A 25,213-nucleotide genomic window follows, 5' to 3' on the forward strand; every position below is an offset into this window, starting at 1 on the left:
GGGGTGGAGTTGACCGGTACTAATAGGCCGAGGGCTTGTCCTCAGTTGCTCGCGTCCACTGTGTTGTTCTGAAACAACGACCCCACACCGCAGGTTGCGTGGTGTGGTGCGGTTGACAGTTTCATAGTGTTTCGGTGGTCATAGCGTGAGGGAAACGCCCGGTTACATTCCGAACCCGGAAGCTAAGCCTCATAGCGCCGATGGTACTGCAGGGGGGACCCTGTGGGAGAGTAGGACGCCGCCGAACAATTTTTCAGTAGAAGCCCCTCCGGGTGTCCCGGAGGGGCTTCTCGCATTTCCGGGCCATTGCTGCGAAATGGGCTCCCTGCGGGTCGGTGAGCCGGGCGGTGCGGCCGAGGCCGGGGCTCTGCCTGGCCGCTTCCCGCAGAACGGCGCCGAGTCGCAGTGCCCGGTCGATGAGACCGTCGAGGTCGTCGACCTCCAGGTACGGCAGCCAGTGGGAGCCCAGGCCGGTGGCGGCTTCGGTGGCGTGCAGCTGCCGGATGCCGCCGGTGCTCTCCTGCGGGCCGGCCGCGAGCACCGTGTAGGTTCCGCCCTCGAACGGGATGTCCTGGCCGGTCCAGCCGAGGGCCGCGCAGTAGAAGGCCTTGGCTGCGGTGGTGTCGACGCTGAGGAGTTCGGTCCAGGGCCGGGCGGCGGGGGTCGGGTCGTCGGTCCCGGGGTGGTGCTCCACGGTGAACTCGGCGCCGGTCGGGTCGCCGAAGAGGCCGGCGCGGACGGTGCCGCCGGCGGCTCGGATGCCCCGGGTGACGGTGTCCGGGTCAGGGGTCAGGAAGGCCGGTGTCCAGGCCGCAGCGGCGTGCCCGGCCGGGGTCGGCCGGATGGCCGGCGGGGCGCGGTGGCGGCCGAGCAGGACGCCGTAGAAGGCGGCGGAGGCGGCCGGGTCGGGACTGCGCAGGACCGGCGGGCCCAGGGTGACCATGGCGGGTGCTCCCTTGCGGGGTGGCTGGGCGGCGACCGGGCGGTGACCGGGCATCGGGCGGGCGTTGGGCGGGTGGGTTCCTCCTGCATCGTCGGTCGGGTTGATCGCCGTGGCCACCGCTGTCGGCGCGGGGAGGTACGGTGCGTAGCGGACGGTCACCAGTAGCGAGAGGGGGCCCAGTGGCCACGCAGCAGCGGCAGGCGGCGCAGCCGCAGGGCGGTCGGGCCTCGGGTCAGGGTCCTGGCCAGGTTCCGGGTCAGGCCCAGGTCCAGCGTCAGCTGGCGCAGGTGGACGGCGTGCTGGAGCGGATCACCTATGCCAACGAGGAGACCGGCTACACGGTCGCCCGGGTGGACACGGGCCGTGGGGCGAACGATCTGCTGACGGTGGTCGGTGCGCTGCTGGGGGCGCAGCCGGGGGAGTCGCTGCGGCTGTTCGGGCGGTGGGGGTCGCATCCGCAGTACGGCAAGCAGTTCACTGTGGAGAACTACACGACGGTGCTGCCGGCGACGGTGCAGGGTATCCAGCGGTATCTCGGGTCGGGGCTGATCAAGGGGATCGGGCCGCGGTTCGCGGAGCGGATCGTGGCGCAGTTCGGGGTGGACACGCTCGAGGTGATCGAGCAGGAGCCGGGCCGGCTGATCGAGGTGCCGGGGCTGGGGCCGAAGCGGACCAGGATGATCGCGGCTGCCTGGGAGGAGCAGAAGGCGATCAAGGAGGTGATGGTCTTCCTGCAGGGGGTGGGGGTGTCGACCTCGCTGGCGGTGCGGATCTACAAGAAGTACGGCGACTCCTCGATCGGTGTGGTGAAGAACGAGCCGTACCGGCTGGCGGCCGATGTCTGGGGCATCGGGTTCCTGACGGCGGACCGGATCGCGCAGGCGGTGGGGATCCCGCACGACAGTCCCGAGCGGGTGAAGGCGGGCCTGCAGTACGCGCTGTCGCAGAGCAGTGATCAGGGGAACTGCTATCTGCCCGAGGAGCGGCTGATCGCGGACGGGGTGAAGCTGCTGCAGGTGGACGTCGGGTTGGTGATCGACTGTCTGGCGGAGCTGGTGGCCGAGGAGGGGGTGGTCAGGGAGCGGGTGCCGGGGGCGGAGGGGCAGCCGGTGACGGCGGTGTACCTGGTGCCGTTCCACCGGGCGGAGGTGTCGTTGGCCAACCAGGTGCTGCGGTTGCTGCGGGCGGAGTCGGACCGGATGCCGGGGTTCGCGGAGGTGGACTGGGAGGCGGCGCTCGGCTGGCTGGCGAAGCGGACGGGGGCCGATCTGGCGCCGGAGCAGCGGGAGTCGGTGCGGTTGGCGCTGACGGAGAAGGTCGCGGTGCTGACGGGTGGGCCGGGCTGCGGGAAGTCGTTCACGGTGAAGTCGATCGTGACGTTGGCGCTGGCGAAGAAGGCGAAGGTGGTGCTGGCGGCGCCGACCGGGCGGGCGGCGAAGCGGCTGGCGGAGCTGACGGGTGCGGAGGCGTCCACGGTTCACCGGTTGTTGGAGCTGCGGCCGGGTGGGGACGCGGCGTACGACCGGGACCGGCCGTTGGACGCGGACCTGGTGGTGGTGGACGAGGCGTCGATGCTGGACCTGATCCTGGCGAACAAGCTGGTGAAGGCGGTGGCGCCGGGTGCGCACCTGCTGTTCGTGGGGGATGTGGACCAGTTGCCGTCGGTGGGGGCGGGTGAGGTGCTGCGGGATCTGCTGGCGCCGGGCGGTCCGGTGCCGTCGGTGCGGTTGACCAGGATCTTCCGGCAGGCGCAGCAGTCGGGGGTGGTGACGAACGCGCACCGGATCAACGAGGGGCTGGTGCCGGTCACGGACGGGTTGCCGGACTTCTTCCTGTTCGCGGAGGACGACACCGAGCGGGCGGCGGGGTTGACGGTGGACGTGGTGGCGCGGCGGATCCCGCAGCGGTTCGGGCTGGATCCGCGGCGGGACGTCCAGGTGCTGGCGCCGATGCACCGGGGGCCCGCGGGGGCGGGGAATCTGAACACGCTGCTGCAGGCGGCGGTGACGCCGGCCCGGGAGGGGTTGGCGGAGCGGCGGTTCGGCGGGCGGACGTTCCGGGTGGGGGACAAGGTCACCCAGATCCGCAACAACTACGAGAAGGGGCTGAACGGCGTCTTCAACGGCACGGTGGGGGTGGTGACCTCGTTGAGCGTGGAGGAGCAGCGGCTGACGGTGCTGACCGACGAGGACGAGGAGGTGCCGTACGACTTCGACGAGCTGGACGAGCTGGCGCACGCGTACGCGGTGACGATCCACCGTTCGCAGGGCAGTGAGTATCCGGCGGTGGTGATTCCCGTCACTACGTCGGCGTGGACGATGCTGCAGCGAAATCTGCTCTACACCGCCGTGACGCGGGCGAAACGACTGGTTGTGCTGGTGGGGTCGCGCAGGGCGATCGGTCAGGCGGTTCGGGCCGTCAGTGCAGGTCGGCGCCATTCGGCTCTGGACCACCGGTTGGCAACTGGATGATCGCCCAAGGGTCGGGTACGGTCGGAGGTTGTCTTGACGTGAAGAGATTTAGGGCGGAACCTGGTCTGGTGCCGATCTTGTCCGGTTCGTACCGGCTGCGGCGACAGCTTTTGTAGGACGGGCCCCTTTCCGGCCCACCCCGGGTGCGCGGCCATCCTCCGGATGGGGGATCGTAGAGACGGTCAGGCACTCGGATGAGGATTCATTTCGTCGGTGAGGAAGACGTGAGCGACAAATCGGTAGTACTGCGGTACCAGGACGACGAGTTCGAGTACCCCGTCGTCGAGAGCACTGCGGGCAACGCCGGCTTCGACATCTCGAAGCTGCTCCCGCAGACCGGTCTGGTCACCCTGGACAACGGCTTCGGCAACACCGCTGCGTACAAGTCGGCGATCACCTTCGTCGACGGTGACAACGGCATCCTCCGCTACCGCGGCTACCCGATCGAGCAGCTCGCCGAGCGCGGCAACTTCGTCGAGACGGCGTACCTGCTGATCAACGGTGAGCTGCCGACCGAGGGCGAGCTCTCGGTCTTCACCAACGAGATCACCCAGCACACCCTGCTGCACGAGGACGTCAAGCGCTTCTACCAGGGCTTCCCGCGGGACGCCCACCCGATGGCGATGCTGTCCTCGGTGGTGGGCGCGCTCTCCACGTTCTACCCGGAGAGCCACAACCCGTTCGACGCGGCCCAGCGCCACCTGTCGACGGTCCGCCTGCTGGCGAAGCTGCCGACCATCGCGGCGTACGCGTACAAGAAGGCGATGGGCCAGCCCTTCGTCTACCCGCGCAACGACCTGAGCTACGTGGAGAACTTCCTCCGGATGACCTTCGCGGTCCCCGCCGAGGACTACGAGCTCAACCCGGTGATCGTCAACGCGCTGGACAAGCTGCTGATCCTGCACGCGGACCACGAGCAGAACTGCTCGACGTCCACGGTGCGCCTGGTCGGTTCCAGCCACGCCAACCTGTTCGCCTCGATCTCGGCTGGCATCTCGGCGCTGTGGGGTCCGCTGCACGGCGGCGCCAACCAGGCCGTGCTGGAGATGCTGGACCAGATCAAGAAGGACGGCGGCGACGTCGACGCCTTCATCCGCAAGGTCAAGAACCGCGAGGACGGCGTGAAGCTCATGGGCTTCGGTCACCGCGTGTACAAGGCCTTCGACCCGCGTGCGGCGCTGGTCAAGGAGCTGGCGCACGAGGTGCTCGGCCAGCTGGGCAAGTCCGACGAGCTGCTGGACATCGCGCTCAAGCTGGAGGAGCACGCGCTCAGCGACGACTTCTTCGTCTCGCGCAAGCTCTACCCGAACGTGGACTTCTACACCGGTCTGATCTACCGCGCGATGGGCTTCCCGACCAGCATGTTCACCGTGCTGTTCGCGCTCGGCCGGCTGCCGGGCTGGATCGCCCACTGGCACGAGATGATCAACGACCCGACCAGCCGGATCGGCCGTCCGCGGCAGATCTACACCGGCACCGCGATCCGCGACTACGTGCCGCTCGACGCCCGCTGAGCGAGGCGTCGCCCCCGGGAGTGACGAAGGGCCCGGCCGCCTGGTGCGGCCGGGCCCTTCGGCGTCCTCGGGCGGTGTGTGGGCCGCCCGGGGCGCAAGCTGCGCGCACGACGCCCGGGAGTGACCGGGGCCCGGAGACGGCCGCTCAAAGCGTCCCGGACCTGGTCGTACCCCGGCGTCGTGCGCCAAGGCCGTCGATGTCGGTCGATGGTCGGTCGATGCCGACGGCCGTCCCGGGGCCCGCCGGAGCCCCGTCGGCGGCAGAGGCCGAGGGCGGGCACGGTGGTTCCACCGGTCCCGCGCACCGAAAGCTGCCGCGCTGTACAAGGTAAGACGTAACTGGGGGCGCAAAGTTACGGGTAGAGGGTGTGAGTTGGCTCTCGCCACGCTCCGTGTGCGCCTGGTGCCACCCCTCGGGCCGCCCCCGGTGTCCCCGTTCGGGCGGGCCGTTCCGGCGGCCCTTATCACACCCTACGTCGGGCGCGCTGTGTCACCCTCCTCGCAGTCATGGCAACCCAGCGTGATAGGAATCGGACCATTCCGGACGGACCGCCCCGCAAGTGCGGCGGAGCGGTGGCTGGGCAGGGAGGGTGTTGCGCAGATGACCAGGAACGTCGTGGTGACCGGTGGTGGCACCGGTATCGGGTACGAGGTGGCTCGGCGGTTCGCCCAGGCGGGCGAAGAGGTGGTGATCGTCGGGCGGCGGCGGGCGGTGCTGGAACGGGCCGCGGCCGAACTCGGCCCCCGGGTGACCCCGGTGGTGTGCGACCTCGCCGACCCGGACGCGGTGGAGGCCGTGCTGCCGTCGCTGCCGGAGCGGATCGACGTCCTGGTGAACAACGCCGGCAGCCGGGAGACCGTGATCGGCGCCGGGCCGCACGCGGTGCTGGCCCGCTGGCGCGGGGACTTCGAGCGCAACGTGCTCACCGTGGTGATGCTCACCGAGTCGATCCGCGACCGCCTCACCCCGGGCTCCGGCCGGGTGGTCACGGTCAGCTCGATCGCCGCGCTGCGCGGAGCCGGCTCGTACGGGGCGGCCAAGGCCTCGCTGCACGCCTGGAACCACTTCCTGGCGGCCCAGCTCGGTCCCTCCGGCATCACCGCCAACATCGTGGCCCCGGGGACCGTGTCGGGCACCGAGTTCTTCGGGCCGCGGCTGGACGAGGCGGAGGTCTCCCGGCGGGCGGCCCGCACCCTGGTCGGCCGGATCGGCGAGTCCGGCGAGGTCGCGTCGGCGGTCTACTTCCTGGCCTCGCCGGACGCCGGGTTCATCACCGGCGAGATCCTGCACTGCAACGGCGGCGAGCTGCTCGGACGGTGACGCCGTCCGGGGCCGCCCGCCGCCGCAGGTGCGGGGCGGCGGGTCAGGAGGCCCGGAAGTTGCGCAGTCGCAGGCTGTTGGTGACCACGAAGACCGAGGAGAAGGCCATCGTGGCGGCGGCCACCACCGGGTTGAGCAGCCCGGCCGCGGCGAGCGGGATCGCGGCCACGTTGTAGGCGAAGGCCCAGAACAGGTTGCCCTTGATGGTGGCCAGGGTGCGGCGGGCGAGCCGGATCGCGTCGGCGGCCGAGCGCAGGTCGCCGCGGACCAGGGTCAGGTCGCCGGCCTCGATCGCCGCGTCCGTCCCGGTGCCCATGGCGAGGCCCAGATCGGCCTGGGCGAGTGCGGCGGCGTCGTTGACGCCGTCGCCGACCATCGCCACCGAGTGGCCCTGCGCCTGCAGCCGCCGGACCTCGGCGACCTTCTGCTCCGGCAGGACCTCGGCCAGGACGTCCTGGGGGGCGATCCCGACCTCGGCGGCGACCGATGCCGCGACCGCCCGGTTGTCACCGGTCAGCAGGACCGGGCGCAGGCCCAGCGCGCGCAGTTCTGCGACGGCCGCGGCGCTGGTCGGCTTCACGGTGTCGGCGATCTCCAGGACGGCCCGGGCGGCGCCGTCCCAGCCGACCGCGACGGCGGTCCGGCCGGCGGCCTCGGCCGCGCGCACGGCCTCGGCCAGGGCGGGCGGCAGCGGGTGTCCGCGGTCGGCCAGCAGGGCCGGCCGGCCGACCAGGACGGCGTGCCCGTCCACCTGGCCCCGCACGCCGAGCCCGGGGGTGTTCTCGAAGCCGTCGACGACGGGCAGGGCACCCAGCCGTTCTTCGGCGGCGCCCGCCACGGCCGCCGCTATCGGGTGCTCGGAGGCGTGCTCCAGCGCGCCGGCCAGGCGCAGCGCCTCGGCCTCGCCGGTGCCGTCCGCGGTGTGCACCGCGACCAGCGACATCCGGCCGGTGGTGACGGTGCCGGTCTTGTCCAGGACGACGGTGTCCACCCGGCGGGTGGTCTCCAGGACCTCGGGGCCCTTGATCAGGATGCCCAGCTGGGCGCCCCGGCCGGTGCCGACCATGAGCGCGGTCGGGGTGGCCAGGCCCAGGGCGCACGGGCAGGCGATGATCAGTACCGCGACGGCGGCGGTGAACGCCCCGGTGGGGCTGCCGCCGGCCAGCAGGTGGGTGACCAGGGCGGCGAGCGCGATCAGGACCACCACCGGGACGAAGACCGCGGAGATCCGGTCGGCCAGCCGCTGGGCGGCGGCCTTCCCGTTCTGCGCCTCCTCGACCAGGCGGGCCATCCGGGCGAGCTGGGTGTCGGCGCCGACCCTGGTGGCCTCGACCACCAGCCGCCCGCCCGCGTTGACGGTGGCTCCGGTGACCGGGTCGCCGGCCGTGACCTCGACCGGGACGGACTCGCCGGTGAGCATCGAGGCGTCGACCGCGGAGGCGCCCTCGACCACCGTGCCGTCGGTGGCGATCTTCTCGCCGGGCCGGACCACGAAGCGGGTGCCGACCGTGAGCCGGGAGACCGGGAGCCGGACCTCGCGGCCGTCCCGGAGCACCGCGACGTCCTTGGCGCCGAGGTCGAGCAGGGCGTGCAGGGCCGCCCCGGCCCGGCGCCTGGAGCGCGCCTCCAGCCAGCGGCCGAGCAGGATCAGCACGGTGACGGCGGCGGCGGTCTCCAGGTAGAGCGTGCTCGACGCGTCCTCGCCGCCGACCGCCAGGGTGAAGCCGTGCCGCATGCCCGGCATCCCGGCGTGGCCGAGGAACAGCGCCCACACGGACCAGCCGAACGCGGCCAGGGTGCCGAGCGAGACCAGGGTGTCCATGGTGGCGGCGCCGTGCCGGAGGTTGGTCCAGGCGGCGCGGTGGAACGGCAGGCCGCCGTGGACGACGACCGGGCCGGTGAGGGCGAAGGCCAGCCACTGCCAGTTGTCGAACTGCAGGGCGGGGACCATCGAGAGCAGGACCACCGGGACCGCCAGCGCGGCGCTGACCAGCAGCCGTTCGCGGAGCGGATCGGGCTCGGCGGCGGGCCGCCCGGTGGCGGCGGCCTGCCCGGGGGCCGGGTGCGCGGCCGGTTCGGGCGGCAGCGGGGGCGGGGGCGGGGGGAGCTCCGCCGTGTAGCCGGTCCGCTCCACGGTGGCGATCAGGTCGGCCACGCTCACCGCCGGGCCGAAGTCGACCCGGGCCCGTTCGGTGGCGAAGTTCACCGTGGCCTCGACGCCGTCCATCCGGTTGAGCTTCTTCTCGATCCGCGCCGCGCAGGAGGCGCAGGTCATCCCGCCGATCGACAGTTCCACCCGCTCGGCGGCGGGGGCTATGCCCTGGGTGGTGCTCATGGCTCGGTCTGCTCCGATCGGAAGAGCCGGTGAGGGGGGAAGGCCGGGGGCGGGGCGGCCGCGGTCCACCGGGACCGCCCCGCGGCGGGACTCAGACCGCCTCGCCGACCAGCGCGAACCCGGCCTCGTCGATGGCGGCCCGGAGCTGCTCCTCGGCCAGCGGCGCCGCCGCCGACACGGTCACCGTGCCGGCCTTGGCGTCCGCGGCGACCTCGGTGACCCCGGGCAGGACGGAGACCTCGGCGCTCACCGACTTCTCGCAGTGGCCGCAGCTCATGCCGGTGACGGTGTAGGTGATGGTGCTGGACACGGGGACCTCCGGAAGTGGGGCGGCGCGGGCGGCCGCCCGCTGGTCTGACTGCGCACGTATCGTCCGACTGATCGTCCGACCGCTCACAACACCATACCCCCCTGGGGTATTCCGGGGCGGGGTGGTGGCGGGGTGGTGACTGTGCTCTGCATCGCAGCATGGCTGCCGCCGGCCGCAACTCCGGCACCGGATCGCGGGGATTCGCCCGTTCTGGTGCCCGGTCGGCCGAGCGGCCCAACCGGAGCCGCCGGCCGCCCACGCCCCCGCCTGACCGGCCGCCTGCCCGCCCGCCGGGACGCGGCGCGGGGGGCCGAGCTGTCCGATATGTTCGAAAGGTGTCCTGGAACAGCCGCGGCAGGCCCGACCTGCCCAGAGCCGGCGCGGTGCCGCAGTCCCGCCGCAGCCGGGCGCTGCTCGCCACCGACCTGCAGGACCTCTCGTTCCGGCGCCGGGCCGCGCCCGCCGCACTCGCCATCCTGATCGTCACACTGGCCGACTTCCTCTCCGGCCAGGACCGCTACCTCGCCCCGCTCATGGTCGTCGTCCCCTCCATCGCCGGTCTCACCCTGCGGCCGGTGGAGCTGCTGTCGGTCTGCGCGGTCGGCCTGGCCGCACTGATCGGCCTGAGCTACTACGACCAGGTGGCCGACCTCAACGACGGCCGCTTCCTGTTCGGCGCGATGCTCAGCTACTTCGCCCTCACCGCCTTCAGCGCCTGGGTGGCGAGCCTGCGGATGCGCCGCGCGGCGGCGTTCGCGGCCGTCAGCTCGGTCGCCGAGGCCGCACAGCGCGCGCTGCTGCGCCAGCCCGAACCCGCCGTCGGACCGCTGCGCCTCGCCGTCCGGTACGTCTCCGCGGCGGACGCCGCCCGGATCGGCGGTGACCTGTACTCGGTGCTGGAGACACCGAACGGCACCCGGGTGCTGGTGGGCGACGTCCGGGGCAAGGGGCTGGGCGCGGTGCAGACCGCGGCCGTGGTGCTCGGCGCGTTCCGCGAGGCGGCCTACGACGAGCGGCGGCTGCCCGAGGTCGCGGCCCGGATCGAGGCCAGCGTGCAGCGGCACGTGCCGGACGGGGAGTTCACCACCGCGCTGTTCGCCGAGTTCGGCGAGGGGGAGCAGGTCGAACTGCTGCACTTCGGGCACGTACCGCCGATCCGGGTCGGGCGGGACGGCGCGGTGACGGTGCTGGAGGCCGCCGACCCGTGGGTGCCGCTCGGGCTCGGCAGCCTGGCGGTCGGCGAGCCGGCGGCGATGCGGGTGGCGTTCGGCGCGAGCGACGTCCTGGTGCTGTACACCGACGGGGTGGTGGAGGCCAGGCACCACCGCACGGGTGACTTCTACCCGCTGGCCGAGCGGGTCGGCGCGCTGGTGTCGGGGGCCGCCCGCTCCCCGGCCGAACTGGAGTCGGCGGTCGGCCGGGTCTACGCCGACCTGCTGGTGCACACCGGCGGTGAGCTCGGGGACGACGCGCTGCTGATGCTGATCAGCCGCGCCGACGGGGACGGCCCCGGGCGCCCCGGCCGGTCCGGCTGACCTGCCCGGTCCGGCGCACCCGCTCCGGCTCATCCGCTCCGGCTCAGCCGGGCGGCCCGGCCGGTCGGGCCCCGGCGGCGGTGGCCAGTGCCCGCAGCAGCAGTGCGGTGGACTGGGCGCCCGGATCGCGGTGGCCGGTGCTGCGCGGGCCGAGGTAGGAGGCCCGGCCCTTGCGGGCCTGGAGGGGTTCGGTGGCGGCGGCGCCCTGTTCGGCGGCCCGGGCGGCGGCCTCGGCGGCCTGCGGCAGTCCCCGGCCGGCGGCGGCCCGGAACGCCTCCACCGCCGGGGCCAGCGCGTCCACCATGGTCTTGTCGCCGGGGACGGCCCCGCCCAGCCCCTGCACCGCCGCCAGCCCGGCGGCCAGCGCCCCGGCCAGCTGGGCGGCGTCCGCCGGCCCGTCGGGCAGCGCCGCGCCCATCGCCCGCAGCGCGCTGCCGTACAGCGGGCCGCTGGCGCCGCCGACCGTCGAGATCAGCGTGGTCCCGGCGGTGCGCAGCAGGTCGCGGGGGCTGTCCTGATCGGTGCTGTCCGGTTCGGTGCTGTCCCGATCGGTGCTGTCCGGTTCGGTGCCGGGTGGTCCCGGATCCGCGGTGGGGTCGGGGAGCAGCAGGCGGACGGCGGTGAAGCCGCGGCGCAGGTTGCTGCCGTGGTCGCCGTCGCCGATCGCCGAGTCGAGGGCGGTCAGCTCCTGTTCGTGCTCCTCGACGGCTCGGGCGGCGGCCGCCAGCCAGGCGGCGGCGAGGGCGGTGTCCAGGGTGCCCGAGGTGCCCGGGCCGTCCGGGCCGGGTCGGGTGTTCATCTGGGGTCTCCTCGGCGGTCGGGGGCGGTTCGGGCGGGTGGGCCGGCTGTCAGGACCAGCGCAGGGCCGGGGTGGCCACCGGGGCGTCCCACAGGTCCAGCAGTTCGTCGTCGGCCCGGGCCAGGGTGAGGGAGAACCCGGCCATGTCCAGGCTGGTGACGTAGTTGCCGACCAGGTTGCGGGCGATCTGCAGGCCGTGCCCGGCGAGCCGGGCGTGCACCTCGCCGAAGACCAGGTACAGCTCCAGCAGCGGGGTCGCCCCCAGGCCGTTCACCAGGGCGATCAGCCGGTCGCCGGCGGCCAGGTCGCGGTGGTCGGCGAGGATGGTGTCGACCACCTCGGCGGCCAGGTCGCGGGCGGGGCGCAGCGGCTCGCGGCGGCGGCCCGGTTCGCCGTGGATGCCGACGCCGACCTCGATCGCGTCCTCGGGCAGGTCGAAGCCTGGGCGCCCGGCGGCGGGCACGGTGGCGGCGGTGAGGGCGATGGCGAACGAGCGGGAGGCGGCGTTCACCCGGGTGGCGAGGGCGGCGACCTCGTCCAGGCCGGCGCCGCGTTCGGCGAGGGCCCCGGCGGCCTTCTCGACCAGGACGGTGGCGCCGGTGCCGCGGCGCCCGGCCGTCCAGGTGGAGTCCTCGACGGCGACGTCGTCGTCGACCAGGACGGTGCGGACCTCGATGCCCTGCTCGGCGGCGAGTTCGGCGGCGAGCCGGAAGTTCATCACGTCGCCGGTGTAGTTCTTGACCACCAGCAGGACGCCGCGGCCGCGGTCGACGGTGCGGACGGCGGTGAGCACCTGGTCGGGGACGGGGGAGGTGAAGATCTCGCCGGGGCAGGCCGCGTCCAGCATGCCGGGGCCGACGAAGCCGGCGTGCAGCGGTTCGTGGCCGGAGCCGCCGCCGGAGACCAGGGCGACCTTCGGGGGGCCGGTCCGGTCCGCCCTGGCGATCACCCGCGCGGTCAGGTCGACGGCGAGGCCGGGGTGGGCGGCGGCGAACCCGGCCAGTGCGTCCGGCAGGACCGTCGCCGGGTCGTTGATCAGCTTCTTCACGGTGGTGGCTCCCCTCGGCGGGTCCCGCGGGCCCTCGGGTCGACGGTACGCCGGGCCCGCCCGCCGTCGTGCCCGACTGCCCGGCGTGGCCCGGAGCGAACCCGAACGGCCGCAGCGCCGGGCGGAGTTACGCTCGGTCCATGGATGTTGCGGTGGCGGTCGTCCTGGTCTCGCACAGCGTCGCGCTCGCCGGGGGGCTGCGCGAGCTGCTGGCCGAGCTGGGCGGCGGGCGGGTGACCGTGCTGGTGGCGGCGGGTACGGCGGACGGCGGCCTCGGTACGGGGTACGAGCTGATCGCCGAGGCGGTGCGGGCGGCGGACGGCGGCGCCGGGGTGGTGCTGGTGCCGGACCTCGGCAGTTCGGTGCTGACCGCGCGTGCGGTGCTGGCCGACCGGCCGGGCGGCGGGGCGGTGCTGGTGGACGCGCCGTTCGTGGAGGGCGCGGTGGCGGCGGTGGTGACGGCGTCCACGGGCGCGGGGCTGGCCGAGGTGGCGGCGGCCGCCGAACAGGCCTGGCACCACCGCAAGTTCTGACGCCGGGACGGGGGCGGCCCGGCGGGACCGGCTACTTGGCGTCGGCGTAGCGCTCGACCACGGCGGTGCTGAGCGGGAAGCGGACCGGGGTGTCGCCGAACACCAGCACCCGGGCCTCCTCGCCGGCCTCGCCGACCGCCGCCGCGACCTGGTCCGCGAGGTCGAGCGGGGTGTGCACCATGACCTCGTCGTGCTGGAAGAACACCAGGTGCGGGCGGTCCTCGCCGCTGCTCAGCGCGGTCAGCCGGCGGCGTAGCGATGCCAGCAGGGCCAGCGCCCAGTCGGCGCCGCTGGCCTGGATGACGAAGTTGCGGGTGAAGCGGCCGCGGGCGCGGGCCGAGCGGCCCCCGGTGTCGGCCGCCGTCTCGGGCGCCTCGGTGAGGTCGAGCCAGGCCGCGGACGGCGGCGGGCAGGCGCGGCCGAGCCTGGAGTGCACGACGCCGCCGTCCTCGCCGGTGCGGGCGGCGGCCTCGACGTACCCCATTGCGGCCGGGTAGCGGCGGCGCAGGGTGGCCAGCAGCGGGCCGATGTCGCCGCTGGTCTGGCCGTACATGGCGCCGAGCAGGCCGAGTTTGGCCTTCTCCCGGTCGCCCTGGAAGGCGGTGGCGGCGAGCGCCTGGTACAGGTCGCCGCCGGCGGCGCTGCGGGCGAGACCGGCGTCCTGGGAGAGTGCGGCGAGCACCCGCGGTTCGAGCTGGGCGGCGTCGGCGACGACCAGGGCCCAGCCGGGGTCGGCGACCACGGCGCCGCGCAGCACCCGCGGGATCTGCAGCGCGCCGCCGCCGCGGCTGGCCCAGCGTCCCGAGACCACGCCGCCGACCACGTACTCGGGCCGGAACCGGCCGCCGCGCGCCCAGGTGTCCTGCCAGGCCCAGCCGTGGGCGGCGTGCAGCCGGGAGAGCTCCTTGTAGCGGATCATCAGGGCCGCCGCGGGGTGGTCCACCGAGCGCAGCTCCCAGCTGCGGGTGGAGCTCAGCTGGATGCCCTGGTCGGCGAAGGCGCGCAGGACCTGGGTGTGCGAGTCGGGGTTGAACGGGCGGGCGCCGAGGGCGTGCTGGAGTTCGACGGTGAGTTCGGCCAGCCGTTTGGGCGGGGTGCCGGGGATGGCCGGACGCGGGCCGAGCAGGTCGGTGAGCAGCAGGTCGTGGACGTCGGCGCGCCAGGGCAGGCCGTCGTACGCCATCTCGGCGGCCAGCAGGGCGCCGGCGGATTCGGCGGCGGTCAGCAGCCGGAAGCGGGCGCGGGCGGCGGGGTCGGCGATGGCGGCGATCCGGCGCTGCTGCTCGGCGTGGACGGCCACCACGGCGGCCAGCTGGTCGGTGCCCGGGGGGAGTTGGAGGCGGTCGGGGGCGAACAGGCTGTCCTGGTCGTCGACGGCGGCCTCGGGGAGGTCGGCGGGGACGGGCCGGCGGTTCAGCCTGGCCCAGGCGGCGCCGAGCGAGCGGGGCGCGCCCCAGTGGCCTTCGTGGCCGAGCAGCAGGGCCTCGGTGAGCCGAAGGTCGTGGCAGCGGGCGAGGCGCAGCGGCAGCAGCGGGGTGTAGCCGCTGTCGGCGGCGGCCCAGACCCAGCGGGGCTGCCCGGTGGCCTCGACCGCGGCCACGGCGGTGGCGAGGGCGGGGTGGTGGACCGGCGGGCCGAGCGGGGTGCCGGTGTCGTCGAGTGGCTGCAGGCGGCCGCCGGGGCCGTGCGGGTCGGGTGCGAGGGCGTAGCGGGGTGCGCTGGGTGGTGGTGCGGCGGGGGTGGCGGGGGTGGCCATCGGCGTTGCCTCCTCTCGTGGGCGGGGTGCGGGTGGTCCGCGGGGCGGGTCCGACGGTAGCGGGTGGGTCGGACAGTGGCGGGCAGGCCCGGTTCGGGCGGTTCGGGCGGGCGGTTCGGTCGGTCGGTCGTGGTCGGTCGTGGTCGGGCGGCCGGTCGGTCGTGGTCGGCCCGCCGGTCGCGGTCCGCTCAGCGGGCGGTCGCGGCGAGGCCCGCGATCAGGGCGCCCAGGGCGAGGTCGAAGCGGGCCTGGTGGTCGGCCGGGGTGCCGAGGCCGTCGGCGACGGCGGCGGCCAGGGTGGGGAAGCCGGTCAGGTCGGGGGCGGGCGCGGGCTCCTCGGGGTGGCCGGGGGTGGTGGCGGCCTCGGCGAGGCAGTGGCCGATCACGAAGGTGGCGACGGCGTTGACGATCCGCAGCGTGAGGAGCGGGGCCAGGCCGGCCCGGCCGAGTGCGGCGGCGGTCTGCTCGACCGCCCGCAGGGCGTCGGGGGAGCCGACCGGCCGGGTGGCGACCAGTGGGATCACCCCGGGGTGGCGCAGCAGTTCGGCGCGGAACGCGACCGCGAAGGCGCGCAGTCGGGCGGGCCAGTGCGCGGGGTCGGCGGCGGGGTCGTAGGCGGCCGGGTCGTAGGTGGCGGGGTGGTCGTCGGCGGTGGGGCTCTCGGCGGGGTCGTCGGCACCGGCCGGGAGTCCGGGCCGGACCGCGGCGACCACCAGTTCGACCAGGCCGTCCAGCAGGGCGCTCTTGTTGGGGACGTAGTGGTAGAGCGTCATGGCCTCGACGCCGAGTTCGGTGCCGAGCCGGCGCATCGAGAGCCGCTCGACGCCTTCGCGGTCGGCGAGTTCGAGCGCGGCCCGGAGCACCTTGGTGCGGTCGAGCCCGGCGCGCCTGGCGGTCGCTGCCATGGTGGTCCCCTTGACTTTCTTACGGCGTAAGAGCACAGTACTGCGCGACGGCACTCTTACACTGTAAGAAAGAGCGTGGAACGATGGGTACCGAGCAGAACAAGCGGGTGGTCGCCGGTTTCTTCACGGCGGTGAACGAGTACCGGATCGACGATCTCGGGGACTACCTGGCGGCCGACGTGATCGACCACAACAAGATCATCCACGGTGAGCCGGACGAGCCGGGCGCCGCCTTCGCCGCGATCGAGACCCAGCTGACGGCGCTCGCGCCGTACCGGGCCGAGATCGACCGGCTGACCGCCGAGGGCGACACGGTGGTCGCCCGGATCACCCAGAGCGGTGTCAGCTCCGGCGCGCACCCGCGGATGCCGAGGCCGACCGGCCGCTCCTTCCGCAACGAGGCGATCTTCGAGTTCACCGTGCGGGACGGCCGGATCAGCGAGATCCGGGGCGTCTCCGACCGCCTCGGCCTCTTCCTCCAACTCGGCTGGGACTGGCCCGCCGTCGACTGACGGGGTATCGGAAAATCGACGGTAGGCAGTGCGGACACCACCGCGTAGGGTCGGTCGAATGAGTCTCAACCCCTTCTTCGAGCCCAGCACCCTGGACTACGAACTGCCGCCCTTCGCCGAGATCCGGGAAGAGCACTACGCGCCCGCCTTCGAGCGCGGCATGGCCGACCAGCTCGCCGAGATCGCGGCGATCACCGCCGATCCGCGGCCGGCCGACTTCGAGAACACCGTGGTGGCGCTGGAGCGCTCCGGCGCGCTGCTGCGCCGGGTCGTGCTGGTCTTCTTCAACCAGTCCGGCTCCGACGCCACCGCCGCCGTGCAGGAGCTGGACGCCGAGATCAGCCCCCGGCTGGCCGCACACGACGACGCGATCCAGCTCGACCAGGCCCTGTTCGCCCGGCTCGACACCCTCCACCGGCAGCGGGAGACGCTCGGGCTCGACGCCCAGTCGCTGCGGCTGCTGGAGCGCCACCACACCCGGCTGGTCCGGGCCGGCGCCCGGCTCGGCCCGGACGAGCAGCGGCGGCTGCGCGAGATCAACACCGAACTCGCCTCCGGCGCGGCCGCCTTCCGCAAGAACCTGCGCGCCGCCGACAAGGAGCGGGCGATCGTGCTGGACCGGGCCGAGGACCTGGCGGGCCTGTCCGAGGACGCCGTCGCCGCGGCCGCCGAGAACGGCCGCGCGCTCGGCCTGGACGGCCGGTACGTGCTCAGCCTGAAGAACTTCACCAACCAGCCCGAGCTCGCCCAGCTCACCGACCGCGCGCTGCGCGAACGGCTGCTGGCCGCGGCCCTCGGCCGGGCCGCCGACACCAACGGCCCGCTGGCGATCCGGCTGGCCGGCCTGCGGGCCGAGCGCGCCGCCCTGCTCGGCCACCCGACCTTCGCCGACCACGTGATCGCCGACGAGACGGCCGGCACGGTGGCCGCCGTCGAGGCGCTGCTCGCCCGGGTGGTGGCGCCCGCCGTCGCCAACGCCGAGCGCGAGCGGGCCGAACTCGCCGCGGCCGCCGCGGCCGACGGGATCACCGACCTCGGCGCGCACGACTGGGCCTACTACGCCGAGAAGGTCCAGCAGTCCACCTACCGGCTGGACGCCTCGGCGCTGCGCCCGTACCTGGAGCTGGAGCGGGTGCTGCACGACGGTGTGTTCTTCGCCGCCGAGCTCGCCTACGGCCTGACCTTCACCGAGCGCACCGACCTGACGGCGTACCACCCCGACGCCCGGACCTTCGAGGTCTTCGAGGCGGACGGCACCCCGCTCGGCCTGTTCCTCGCCGACTTCCACGCCCGCGACACCAAGCGCGGCGGCGCCTGGATGAACGAACTGGTCCAGCAGTCGGAGCTGCTGGGCAAGCGCCCGGTGGTGGTCAACAACCTCAACATCGCCAAGCCCGCGCCCGGCGAGCCCGCGCTGCTCAGCTGGGACGAGGTGCGCACGCTGTTCCACGAGTTCGGGCACGCGCTGCACGGCCTGTTCTCGGCGGTCCGCTACCCGCTGTTCTCCGGCACCGAGGTGCCGCGCGACTTCGTCGAGTTCCCCTCGCAGGTCAACGAGGTGTGGATGACCTGGCCCGAGGTGCTGGCCAACTACGCCCGGCACCACCGCACCGGCGAGCCGCTGCCCGCCGAGCTGGTGGAGCGGCTGGAGGCCGCCGGGACCTTCGGCCAGGGCTTCCGCACCGTCGAGTACCTCGCGGCGGCCGTGCTCGACCTGGCCTGGCACACCGTGCCCGCCGGGGTGGAGATCGCCGACGCCGAGGAGTTCGAGGCCGCCGCGCTGGCCAAGGCCGGCCTGGACGTGCCCGGCATCCCGCCGCGCTACCGCACCACCTACTTCAGCCACTCCTTCTCGGACGGCTACAGCGCCGGCTACTACGCCTACCTGTGGTCCGAGGTGCTCGACGCCGACACCGTCGAGTGGTTCCGCAGCAACGGCCGCAGCGTGCGCGACAGCGGCGAGGTGTTCCGGGCCGAGCTGCTCTCCCGGGGCGGCAGCCGCGACGCGCTCGAGTGCTTCCGGGCCGTGGTCGGCCGCGAGCCCGACACCACGCCGCTGCTGGCCCGCCGCGGACTGCTCTGAACCCTGGCCGCCGCCGGCCGCTCCTGGCCGCCGGCCTCGCCGGCGGCCCTCAGCGCGGGGCGACCGTCACCGTGACGGTCGCCCCCGCCGGGGCGGCGGGCAGCCGGATCCGGGCCACCCCGGCCCGGTCCCCGTCGGGCTGCCGGACGTCCACCACCGCCGCCCGGACCCCGCCGACCGTGACCCGCACCCCCCGGGGGTACCCGGTGCGCGGCAGCACCAGCTCGCTCACCCCGCCGCCCCGGCCCGAGGTGAAGGTCAGCGTCCACACCGCACCGTCCGCCCGCTCGGCCACCGGCCGCCCGGCCAGCGCGGCCGGGTACGGGCCGAACGCGGGCTCCTCGCCGGGGGCCGGGCGCCCGTCCGGCCCCAGGGCGCAGTACCCGCCCGAACCCCGGCACCAGTACCACATCGTCCAGCCCGCGGCGAAGCCCGACATCGCGGCGACCTGGCGGCGCACCAGCTCGGCATTGCCCGGCGTCCGGGCGTCCGGCGGGCCCCACTCGCCGACCAGCACCGGCAGCCGGTGGGCCGCCGGGTAGCCGGTGATCGCGGCGGTGTAGTTCTCGATGAAGCCGCCGGCCGGGTCCCAGTCGTGGCCGCCCTCGACCGCGGTGTCGTAGAAGTGCGGTGCGTAGCCCAGCCGGTCCGGTCCCGGACGCGGGTCCGCGAGGGCCGGCAGCCGGGTCGGCACGCCTTGGCCGACCAGCACTGTCGGCTCCACGAACAGCCACGAGCGGGTGTCCGCCCGGCGGATCGCGGCGATCAGCCGCTGGTACATCGCGGGCAGCCGGCCCTGCTCCAGCTCGGCGGCGGAGGCCGCCAGCACGGCCGGGTCGGTGGGGTCCCCGTCGACCGGCCCGAACGGCTCGTTGAACAGGTCGTACCCCAGCAGGGAGCGGTGGCCCCGCAGTTCGGTGGCGATCCGGGTGTAGAACTCGCCCTGCAGCCGCCGCAGGTCGGCGTCGTCGTACAGGTGCCGGAAGGCGGCCTGCACGGCGGGCTGGAAGTAGCCGGCGAACCAGTCGTCGGGGTCCTCGACGAAGGGCAGCCCGTCGTCCCGGGTGGCCCAGAGCGGGACGCCGCGGTCGCCGCCGCCGAACTTCGGCCCGTAGACGTCCTGGTGGAAGTCGACGACGGCCAGCAGTCCGTAGTGCTCGGCCCGGTCGAGCAGCCGGTGCAGCTTCGCCAGCTCGGCCCGGTCGTAGCGGCCCCGTTCCGGTTCCAGTCTGGTCCAGGAGACCGCCACCCGGACCAGGGTGAAGCCGTGCGCGGCGATCGAGCGCAGGTCGTCCTCGGTGGTCTCGCCGTACTTGTCGATGTTGAAGCCGCGCAGCTGGAGCACCCGGCCGCGGTCGTCGGTGAACAGGGTGCGGCCGCCGGAGTCGGTGACGGTCCCGGTGGGGAACGCGGCGCGGACGGCGGCCGGGCTCCCCGCCGAGGCGGCGGTGGCGGCGGTGGCCGTGGCCGTGGTGGCGGTTGTGGTCAGCAGGGCCGCGATGGCCAGCGACAGGGCGGCGGCGAGACGGCGGACGCGCACGGGTCACCTCGGGCGGGGGCGCAGGGATGGTGGCGGTGCGCGCCGATCCTGCCCCACCGCCCTGCCCCGCACAAGAGGTGAGCATGACTCATGTTCAGTTGATCTCCGCTGGTGGCGGGCGGGTCACTCCTCCGGCGCGGCCGCCGGCCCGGGCTGCGGCGGCGTGAGGACGGCCTGCAGGGGCAGGTCGGCGGCCGCCGCCAGCCGGCCCCACAGCAGGTCGGCCAGGGCCTGCACCATCCGGGCCCGGGGGCAGGGCCGCTGCTCCAGCCACCAGTCACCCGCCGCCAGCACCATCCCGGTGACGGCCCGGCCCCAGACCTCGGAGAGCAGCGGGCCGTCGGCGCCGAGGTCGACCTGGGTCTGCACGGCCCGGGTGATCTCCTCGGCGATCTGCCGCAGGGCCGGTGCCAGCGCCCGGCCCGCACCGGTGGGGTCGCCGGCCTCCGGGTGGGTCAGCAGCCGGTAGACCTGCGGGCGGGACTCGATCGCGGCCAGGTAGGTGTCGAGCACGTGCTCCACCCGGTCCCGGCGCTCCAGCGGCTCGTTCAGCGCGGCGCGCACCGCGGCCAGCAGACCGCTGGTGTGACGCTCGGTCAGTGCGGTGATCAGGCCGTTCCGGTCGCCGAAGTGCCGGTACAGGATCGGCTTGGTGATGCCCGCCTCGGCCGCGATCGCGTTCATGCTCGCGCCGGGGCCCTCGCGCTGGACGACCCGGTCGGCCGCGTTGAGCAACTGCTCGCGGCGGAGCTCTCCGGCGGGCTGGGCGGGGGGCGTCGGCACGGCGCTGACTCCTGCGGTCGAGGGGGCGGGGCGGGCGCCGGCCGGCGTCCACGGGCGTTGACAGGCGTTACCAATCAGTAGCAGACTCCCGTCATGTTACCCCGGGTAACACGCCGATGGCGTGGGCCCGGACGGCGCCCTGCCGACGCCGGGCCCGGGGACCCGTCCGGCCGACGGCCCGGCCCCGCACCCCGACCCGACCCTCGCCGCCGCGCCGCTGACACACCGTGCGCGAACCCGTTGACCGGAGGCACCATGAGCACCTTCTCCCTCGACCCGGGCCCGGACCAGCTGGCCGTCCGGGACTGGCTGCACGGCTTCGCCGCCGACGTGATGCGGCCGGCCGCAGCCGAGTGGGACGAGCGCGAGGAGACCCCCTGGCCGATCATCCAGGAGGCCGCCAAGATCGGGATCTACTCGCTGGACTTCTACGCCCAGCAGTACTTCGACCCGTCCGGCGTCGGCATCCCGATCGCGATGGAGGAGCTGTTCTGGGGCGACGCCGGTCTCGGCCTCGCCATCGTCGGCACCACCCTCGCCGCCGTCGCCGTGCTCGCCAACGGCACCGACGAGCAGATCGGCACCTGGGCCCCGCAGATGTTCGGCACCCCCGACGACGTCAAGCTGGCCGCCTTCTGCTCCTCCGAGCCGGACGCCGGCTCCGACGTCTCCGCCCTGCGCACCCGCGCGGTGTACCAGGAGGCCACCGACGAGTGGGTGCTGACCGGCACCAAGACCTGGGCCACCAACGGCGGCATCGCCGACGTGCACGTCATCGTCGCGACCGTCGACCCGGCCCTCGGGGCGCGCGGCCAGGCCTCGTTCATCGTCCCGCCCGGCACCCCCGGACTCTCCCAGGGCCAGAAGTTCAAGAAGCACGGCATCCGCGCCTCGCACACCGCCGAGGTCGTCCTCGACGACGTCAGGATCCCCGGCCACTGCCTGCTCGGCGGCAAGGAGAAGCTCGACGAGCGCCTCGCCCGGGCCCGCGAACGGGCCGCCGGCGCGGCCTCGGCGCGCGGGACCGGCGCGGCCGGGAAGAACGCGGCGATGGCCACCTTCGAGGCCTCCCGGCCGGCCGTCGGCGCCCAGGCCATCGGCATCGCCCGGGCCGCCTACGAGGTGGCGCTCGACTACGCCGGCACCCGGGTCCAGTTCGGCCGCCCGATCATCGACAACCAGGGTGTCGCCTTCCAGCTCGCCGACATGCGCACCCGGATCGACGCCGCCCGACTGCTGGTCTGGCGGGCCTCCTGGATGGCGGCCAACAACCAGCCGTTCACCGCCGCCGAGGGCTCGATGTCCAAGCTCTACGCCGGCGAGACCGCGAAGTGGGTGACCACCCAGGCGATGCAGATCCTCGGCGGGAACGGCTTCACCCGGGAGTACCCGGTCGAGCGGATGCACCGCGACAGCGCGATCTACACCGTCTTCGAGGGGACCAGCGAGATCCAGCGGCTGGTCATCGCCCGCGCGATCTCCGGGCAGCCGATCCGCTGACGGCCCGCCGGGGCGGCCGTACCCGCGGCGCCGTGCTGCGCGGCGCCCGTACGGCCGGTCGGCCGCCCGGCGGTTGGTGGGCCGCCGGGCGGGCGGTGGCCGTACGGCCGGCGGTCGGATCGTCGGCCGCCGTACGGCCGGTGGCTGGATCGTCGGCCGCCGTACGGCCGGTGGTCGGGTGGGCGGGCGGCCGGAAGGCCGGTCAGCGGGCGGCCCAGAAGGTGAGGCCGGCCGTCAGCCCCCCGACCACGGTGCCCGCCAGGGTCTGCGCGAGGGTGTGGTCCCGCAGCACCACCCGCGACCACCCGACCGCTCCGACCAGGGGGTACACCAGCAGCCACCAGGGGCCCAGGGCCAGCGCCACGCAGATGATCGCGCCGCTGGTCACCGCGGTGTGCACCGAGATCTTCCACCACACGGTGACCGCCAGCAGCGGCACCAGCGAGGCGAACATCGCCAGCACCATCGCCGTCAGATCGGCCGGTGCATCCACCAGGACCATCGTCACCAGGCTGGTGAGCACCGACAGCATCACGAACGGCAGCACCACCAGGCGGCGTTGCCGCCGCCCGACGTGCCGGTCCTCGATCCGGCCGGCGCGCATCCCGCGCCGGATGAACCAGGTCGGCAGCACGGCGGCGAACAGCGCGGCGAAGGCCGCCCAGCCGAGACCGGCCAGGCCGTACCGGACCACCCCGATCAGCGGCAGCACCGCGATGATGACGTTCTTCGGCTCCACGCCGTCGGTGATCCGCCGGGCCCAGCGCTGTGCCCCGGAGGCCGCGGGGGCCTCCTCGGGAACCTCGGACGGGGTGCCGGTGCCGGCCTGGGTCGCGGTGTCCATCGGGAGCCGTTCTGTGAGACGGGAGTGTCGCTCAGAATTGTGGCGCACGCCGTTCCAGGAAAGCGGCCAGTCCCTCCCGGACGTCCGGCGCCAGCCGGGACTTGCGCTCCCACGGCGCCACCGCCTCCCCGGCGAGCTCGGCCGGGACCGCCAGCGCGGCCTTCACCGCGCCGATCGTCTGCGGCGAACGCCGGCTCAGCAGAGCGGCGAACTCCCTTGCGCGGGAGTCCAGTTCGGCTGCCGGGTGGACCTCCTCGACCAGCCCGTACCGCTCCGCCCGCCCGGCCGGCACCAACTCCCCCGAGAACAGCAGGTACTTGGCACGGGCCGGCCCGACCAGCCGGGCCAGCCGGACGGTCGGCCCGGCCGGGTAGACCACGCCCAGCTTGGCCGGGGTGATGCCGAACCGGGCGTCCTCGGCCGCCAGCCGCAGATCGCAGGCGACCGCCAGCTGGCAGCCGCCGCCCACACAGGCGCCGTGCACCACCGCGATGGTGGGGTGCGGGAAGGCCGCCAGCGCGTCCTCGGCCGCGACGTTGTCGGCGTGGTAGGCGTCGGCCCGGTCCGGATCCCCGTACACCGAGGCGAGTTCGGTGATGTCGGCACCGGCCGAGAACGTCCCGGCCGCACCGGTGAGCAGCAGCGCGCGGACCCCCGGGTGGGCGGCCAGCCGGTCCAGGACCCGCGGAATCGCCCGCCACATCGCCAGGGTGACGGCGTTGCGGCGCTCCGGGCGGTCCAGCACCAGGGTGGCGACGGCGCCGTCCACCTCGGCGCGCAGGCCCTCCACTCCGGTGTCGACCGGCTCGACCATCACTGCCTCCATGGGGGCTGGGGTGCTGGGGTGCTGAGGTGCAGGGGTGCTGAGGTGCAGGGGTACTGGGGGTGCTGGGGTGCTCGCCGGGGCGTGGGCGGCCCGCCACCCGCGGATCACCCTCGCACAGCGGGCTCGCCCCGGACCACGGCGATCCCTGTGATCTGCGCCAACCGCCGGCTCCTGACCGCCGGCTCCTGACCGCTGACCGTGACCGGTGGCCGCTGACCGTCGGCCGCGACTGTCGGCCGTGACCGCTGGCCGTGACCGCAGGCCGGGACGGCTGACCGTCGGGCGACTGCCGGTCGGCGGGGGCAGGTGTCGGCCTCAGCCGGTCGGGTCGGGCGAGCCGGCGTCCTCGGCCGGCCGGCGCCACTCGTGGGCCAGCAGCGACCAGATCTCGTAGTCCTGGCGGACGCCGTTGTGCAGCGAGTACTCCCGCAGCACGCCCTCGAGCCGCATCCCCATCCGCTCGGCCACCGCGCGGCTGCGGGTGTTGCCGCTGGCGGCCCACCACTCGACCCGGTGCATGCCGCGCTCGACCAGCGCGTAGTCGATCAGGTGCCGGACGGCCGCGCCGATCAGGCCGCGCCCCTGACCGGCCGGTTCGGCCCAGACCCCGATCTCGCAGTTGCCGGTGGTGGCGTCGAAGCGCGGGAACATCACGCCGCCGACCAGCGTCCCGGCCAGCCAGATGCCGTGGATCCGGCCGCTGTCGGAGGCCTGCCGGTCCGCGTAGGACTGGAGGGTGGCGCGGGCCGAGTCGAGGTCGGTCGAGCGCGCGGCCCAGGGGATCCAGGGGTCCACGATGACGCGGGCCCGGTCGATGTGGTCGAGGAACTCGGCGGCCTGCCAGGGCTCCAGCGGGCGGAGCTCGGCGTCCTCGGTGAGCGGTACGGCGTACACGGCGGCCTCCGGCCGGACAGGGGGATCGAGAGCGCTGCCAGCGTACATAACAAACGTTTGGTAGGTAGCATGTCCGGCATGACGCCAGCGCGTGGAGACCACGAAGCCCGCCGGGCCGACGTCTCGGAGGCGGTCTGGCGGGTGCTCGCCGAGGGCGGCTTCGGCGCTCTGACCCTGCGGGCGGTGGCCGCCGAGATGGGGGCCTCCACCGGCCTGCTCACCCACTACTTCCCCAACAAGCGGGCCTTGGTCCGGCACGCACTGGAGGTGCTGGACCGCCGCTCCGCCGACCGGCCGCGGCCGGCCGCCGAACGGGCCGGCGCGGGACTGGCGATGCTGCGGGCCGTCCTGCTCGACATCCTGCCGCTCTCCGCGCAGAGCGCCGCGGACAACCGGATCTGGGTGGGCTCCTGGGACGTGGCGCTGTCCGACCCCGAGCTGGCGGCCGAGCACGCGGAACGCTACCGGCGGGCCCGGCGGGTGATGGCGGAGCACGTCGCGGACGCCCGGCGGCTCGGTGAACTGCCGCCGGGGCGGGCGCCGCAGGAGGTGGCGGCGGCCGCGCAGAGCTTCGTCCTCGGGCTGGTGGTGCAGGCGCTGTTCGCGCCGCAGGAGTACCCGGCGCGGCGGCAGGTCGAGCTGGTGGACCTCTATCTGGACGGCCTCGCGGCGGCGCCGGCCCGGCCGGGTGGGACCCCTGCGGCGGATGGGCCGGCCGCCGTGCGTGATAGCGGCGGCGGGCGATAGCGCCGGGCGATTCC

At 74.4% G+C, this 25,213-nt stretch carries 21 protein-coding genes and 1 rRNA gene; 10 read left to right on the forward strand and 12 right to left on the reverse strand.

Annotated elements, in window-relative coordinates; genetic code table 11:
* Nucleotides 1-130 precede the first annotated feature (130 nt).
* A 5S ribosomal RNA gene (gene rrf / locus AC2TEW_RS27090) occupies nt 131-247 on the forward strand.
* A gap of 6 nt (nt 248-253) precedes the next feature.
* Here rrf and AC2TEW_RS27095 read toward each other — a convergent pair.
* Entirely contained in the window at nt 254-1,102 is an 849-nt protein-coding gene (locus AC2TEW_RS27095) for a VOC family protein (RefSeq protein ID WP_484625983.1), read from the reverse strand.
* Nucleotides 1,103-1,221: 119 nt separating this feature from the next.
* On the opposite strand from AC2TEW_RS27095, the gene recD2 reads away from it, so the two are divergent.
* The 3 genes from recD2 (at nt 1,222) to AC2TEW_RS27110 (ending at nt 6,249) form a co-directional block, all read left to right on the forward strand.
* Entirely contained in the window at nt 1,222-3,414 is a 2,193-nt protein-coding gene (gene recD2, locus AC2TEW_RS27100; RefSeq protein WP_484626070.1) for an SF1B family DNA helicase RecD2, read from the forward strand.
* A 224-nt stretch (nt 3,415-3,638) separates the two neighbouring features.
* Complete coding sequence (locus tag AC2TEW_RS27105; protein WP_484625984.1) at nt 3,639-4,928, forward strand: citrate synthase; 1,290 nt, start codon at nt 3,639-3,641, stop codon at nt 4,926-4,928.
* A 601-nt stretch (nt 4,929-5,529) separates the two neighbouring features.
* The gene (locus AC2TEW_RS27110; protein ID WP_051811481.1) at nt 5,530-6,249 is read left to right on the forward strand and encodes an SDR family NAD(P)-dependent oxidoreductase; all 720 of its coding nucleotides are present in this window, start codon (nt 5,530-5,532) and stop codon (nt 6,247-6,249) included.
* A gap of 43 nt (nt 6,250-6,292) precedes the next feature.
* On the opposite strand, the gene AC2TEW_RS27115 is transcribed toward AC2TEW_RS27110, so the two are convergent.
* Nucleotides 6,293-8,584, reverse strand: a complete 2,292-nt coding sequence (locus tag AC2TEW_RS27115) for a heavy metal translocating P-type ATPase (RefSeq protein ID WP_484625985.1) — start codon at nt 8,582-8,584, stop codon at nt 6,293-6,295.
* Nucleotides 8,585-8,675: 91 nt separating this feature from the next.
* Nucleotides 8,676-8,894: a heavy-metal-associated domain-containing protein gene (locus AC2TEW_RS27120; RefSeq protein WP_484625986.1), complete on the reverse strand. Its 219-nt coding sequence runs from the start codon at nt 8,892-8,894 to the stop codon at nt 8,676-8,678.
* Between the two features lie 335 nt (nt 8,895-9,229).
* Between AC2TEW_RS27120 and AC2TEW_RS27125 the strand changes: the two genes are divergently transcribed.
* Entirely contained in the window at nt 9,230-10,429 is a 1,200-nt protein-coding gene (locus tag AC2TEW_RS27125) for a PP2C family protein-serine/threonine phosphatase (RefSeq protein ID WP_484625987.1), read from the forward strand.
* A 43-nt stretch (nt 10,430-10,472) separates the two neighbouring features.
* On the opposite strand, the gene dhaL is transcribed toward AC2TEW_RS27125, so the two are convergent.
* Nucleotides 10,473-11,228: a dihydroxyacetone kinase subunit DhaL gene (gene dhaL, locus AC2TEW_RS27130; protein ID WP_484625988.1), complete on the reverse strand. Its 756-nt coding sequence runs from the start codon at nt 11,226-11,228 to the stop codon at nt 10,473-10,475.
* 49 nt (nt 11,229-11,277) lie between these two features.
* On the reverse strand, nt 11,278-12,276 hold the full coding sequence (dhaK, locus tag AC2TEW_RS27135; protein WP_484625989.1) for a dihydroxyacetone kinase subunit DhaK: 999 nt from the start codon (nt 12,274-12,276) through the stop codon (nt 11,278-11,280).
* Nucleotides 12,277-12,416: 140 nt separating this feature from the next.
* On the opposite strand from dhaK, the gene AC2TEW_RS27140 reads away from it, so the two are divergent.
* Entirely contained in the window at nt 12,417-12,809 is a 393-nt protein-coding gene (locus AC2TEW_RS27140) for a PTS-dependent dihydroxyacetone kinase phosphotransferase subunit DhaM (RefSeq protein WP_484625990.1), read from the forward strand.
* A 31-nt stretch (nt 12,810-12,840) separates the two neighbouring features.
* Here the strand turns inward: AC2TEW_RS27140 and AC2TEW_RS27145 are convergent, their stop codons facing one another.
* Nucleotides 12,841-14,565 carry a bifunctional 3'-5' exonuclease/DNA polymerase gene (locus AC2TEW_RS27145; protein WP_484625991.1) on the reverse strand — a complete coding sequence of 575 codons (1,725 nt, stop codon included), beginning with the start codon at nt 14,563-14,565 and terminating at the stop codon, nt 12,841-12,843.
* A 188-nt stretch (nt 14,566-14,753) separates the two neighbouring features.
* Nucleotides 14,754-15,470 carry a TetR/AcrR family transcriptional regulator C-terminal domain-containing protein gene (locus AC2TEW_RS27150; protein WP_484625992.1) on the reverse strand — a complete coding sequence of 239 codons (717 nt, stop codon included), beginning with the start codon at nt 15,468-15,470 and terminating at the stop codon, nt 14,754-14,756.
* Between the two features lie 83 nt (nt 15,471-15,553).
* Between AC2TEW_RS27150 and AC2TEW_RS27155 the strand changes: the two genes are divergently transcribed.
* Together AC2TEW_RS27155 and AC2TEW_RS27160 are read left to right on the forward strand one after the other, a co-directional pair.
* Nucleotides 15,554-15,982 carry an ester cyclase gene (locus AC2TEW_RS27155; protein ID WP_484625993.1) on the forward strand — a complete coding sequence of 143 codons (429 nt, stop codon included), beginning with the start codon at nt 15,554-15,556 and terminating at the stop codon, nt 15,980-15,982.
* A gap of 58 nt (nt 15,983-16,040) precedes the next feature.
* Nucleotides 16,041-18,065, forward strand: coding sequence for a M3 family metallopeptidase (locus tag AC2TEW_RS27160; protein WP_484625994.1), 2,025 nt, complete (start codon nt 16,041-16,043; stop codon nt 18,063-18,065).
* Between the two features lie 49 nt (nt 18,066-18,114).
* Here AC2TEW_RS27160 and AC2TEW_RS27165 read toward each other — a convergent pair whose 3' ends face one another.
* Together AC2TEW_RS27165 and AC2TEW_RS27170 are read right to left on the reverse strand one after the other, a co-directional pair.
* Nucleotides 18,115-19,605, reverse strand: a complete 1,491-nt coding sequence (locus AC2TEW_RS27165) for a cellulase family glycosylhydrolase (protein WP_484625995.1) — start codon at nt 19,603-19,605, stop codon at nt 18,115-18,117.
* Nucleotides 19,606-19,728: 123 nt separating this feature from the next.
* Nucleotides 19,729-20,388 carry a TetR family transcriptional regulator gene (locus tag AC2TEW_RS27170; protein WP_484625996.1) on the reverse strand — a complete coding sequence of 220 codons (660 nt, stop codon included), beginning with the start codon at nt 20,386-20,388 and terminating at the stop codon, nt 19,729-19,731.
* A gap of 255 nt (nt 20,389-20,643) precedes the next feature.
* Here AC2TEW_RS27170 and AC2TEW_RS27175 point away from each other — a divergent pair, with 255 nt between their 5' ends.
* Nucleotides 20,644-21,888: an acyl-CoA dehydrogenase family protein gene (locus tag AC2TEW_RS27175; RefSeq protein WP_484625997.1), complete on the forward strand. Its 1,245-nt coding sequence runs from the start codon at nt 20,644-20,646 to the stop codon at nt 21,886-21,888.
* Nucleotides 21,889-22,090: 202 nt separating this feature from the next.
* Here the strand turns inward: AC2TEW_RS27175 and AC2TEW_RS27180 are convergent, their stop codons facing one another.
* The 3 genes from AC2TEW_RS27180 to AC2TEW_RS27190 form a co-directional block, all read right to left on the reverse strand.
* Nucleotides 22,091-22,732, reverse strand: coding sequence for a phosphatase PAP2 family protein (locus AC2TEW_RS27180; protein WP_484625998.1), 642 nt, complete (start codon nt 22,730-22,732; stop codon nt 22,091-22,093).
* Nucleotides 22,733-22,763: 31 nt separating this feature from the next.
* Nucleotides 22,764-23,558: an enoyl-CoA hydratase/isomerase family protein gene (locus AC2TEW_RS27185; RefSeq protein ID WP_484625999.1), complete on the reverse strand. Its 795-nt coding sequence runs from the start codon at nt 23,556-23,558 to the stop codon at nt 22,764-22,766.
* A gap of 315 nt (nt 23,559-23,873) precedes the next feature.
* Nucleotides 23,874-24,452, reverse strand: a complete 579-nt coding sequence (locus tag AC2TEW_RS27190) for a GNAT family N-acetyltransferase (protein WP_484626000.1) — start codon at nt 24,450-24,452, stop codon at nt 23,874-23,876.
* A gap of 78 nt (nt 24,453-24,530) precedes the next feature.
* On the opposite strand from AC2TEW_RS27190, the gene AC2TEW_RS27195 reads away from it, so the two are divergent.
* Complete coding sequence (locus AC2TEW_RS27195) at nt 24,531-25,199, forward strand: TetR/AcrR family transcriptional regulator (protein WP_484626001.1); 669 nt, start codon at nt 24,531-24,533, stop codon at nt 25,197-25,199.
* Nucleotides 25,200-25,213 lie beyond the last annotated feature (14 nt).

It is taken from the genome of Kitasatospora sp. NEAU-CNBT7, assembly GCF_057220535.1.

What these genes read in the sequence shown, in the direction of transcription:
- AC2TEW_RS27180 (WP_484625998.1), bottom strand. Translation starts at nt 22,732, where the DNA reads ATGGACACCGCGACCCAGGCCGGCACCGGCACCCCGTCCGAGGTTCCC.
- AC2TEW_RS27115 (WP_484625985.1), bottom strand. Translation starts at nt 8,584, where the DNA reads ATGAGCACCACCCAGGGCATAGCCCCCGCCGCCGAGCGGGTGGAACTG.
- AC2TEW_RS27155 (WP_484625993.1), top strand. Translation starts at nt 15,554, where the DNA reads ATGGGTACCGAGCAGAACAAGCGGGTGGTCGCCGGTTTCTTCACGGCG.
- dhaL (WP_484625988.1), bottom strand. Translation starts at nt 11,228, where the DNA reads ATGAACACCCGACCCGGCCCGGACGGCCCGGGCACCTCGGGCACCCTG.
- AC2TEW_RS27150 (WP_484625992.1), bottom strand. Translation starts at nt 15,470, where the DNA reads ATGGCAGCGACCGCCAGGCGCGCCGGGCTCGACCGCACCAAGGTGCTC.
- AC2TEW_RS27195 (WP_484626001.1), top strand. Translation starts at nt 24,531, where the DNA reads ATGACGCCAGCGCGTGGAGACCACGAAGCCCGCCGGGCCGACGTCTCG.
- AC2TEW_RS27110 (WP_051811481.1), top strand. Translation starts at nt 5,530, where the DNA reads ATGACCAGGAACGTCGTGGTGACCGGTGGTGGCACCGGTATCGGGTAC.
- AC2TEW_RS27160 (WP_484625994.1), top strand. Translation starts at nt 16,041, where the DNA reads ATGAGTCTCAACCCCTTCTTCGAGCCCAGCACCCTGGACTACGAACTG.
- AC2TEW_RS27185 (WP_484625999.1), bottom strand. Translation starts at nt 23,558, where the DNA reads ATGGAGGCAGTGATGGTCGAGCCGGTCGACACCGGAGTGGAGGGCCTG.
- AC2TEW_RS27145 (WP_484625991.1), bottom strand. Translation starts at nt 14,565, where the DNA reads ATGGCCACCCCCGCCACCCCCGCCGCACCACCACCCAGCGCACCCCGC.
- AC2TEW_RS27175 (WP_484625997.1), top strand. Translation starts at nt 20,644, where the DNA reads ATGAGCACCTTCTCCCTCGACCCGGGCCCGGACCAGCTGGCCGTCCGG.
- AC2TEW_RS27140 (WP_484625990.1), top strand. Translation starts at nt 12,417, where the DNA reads ATGGATGTTGCGGTGGCGGTCGTCCTGGTCTCGCACAGCGTCGCGCTC.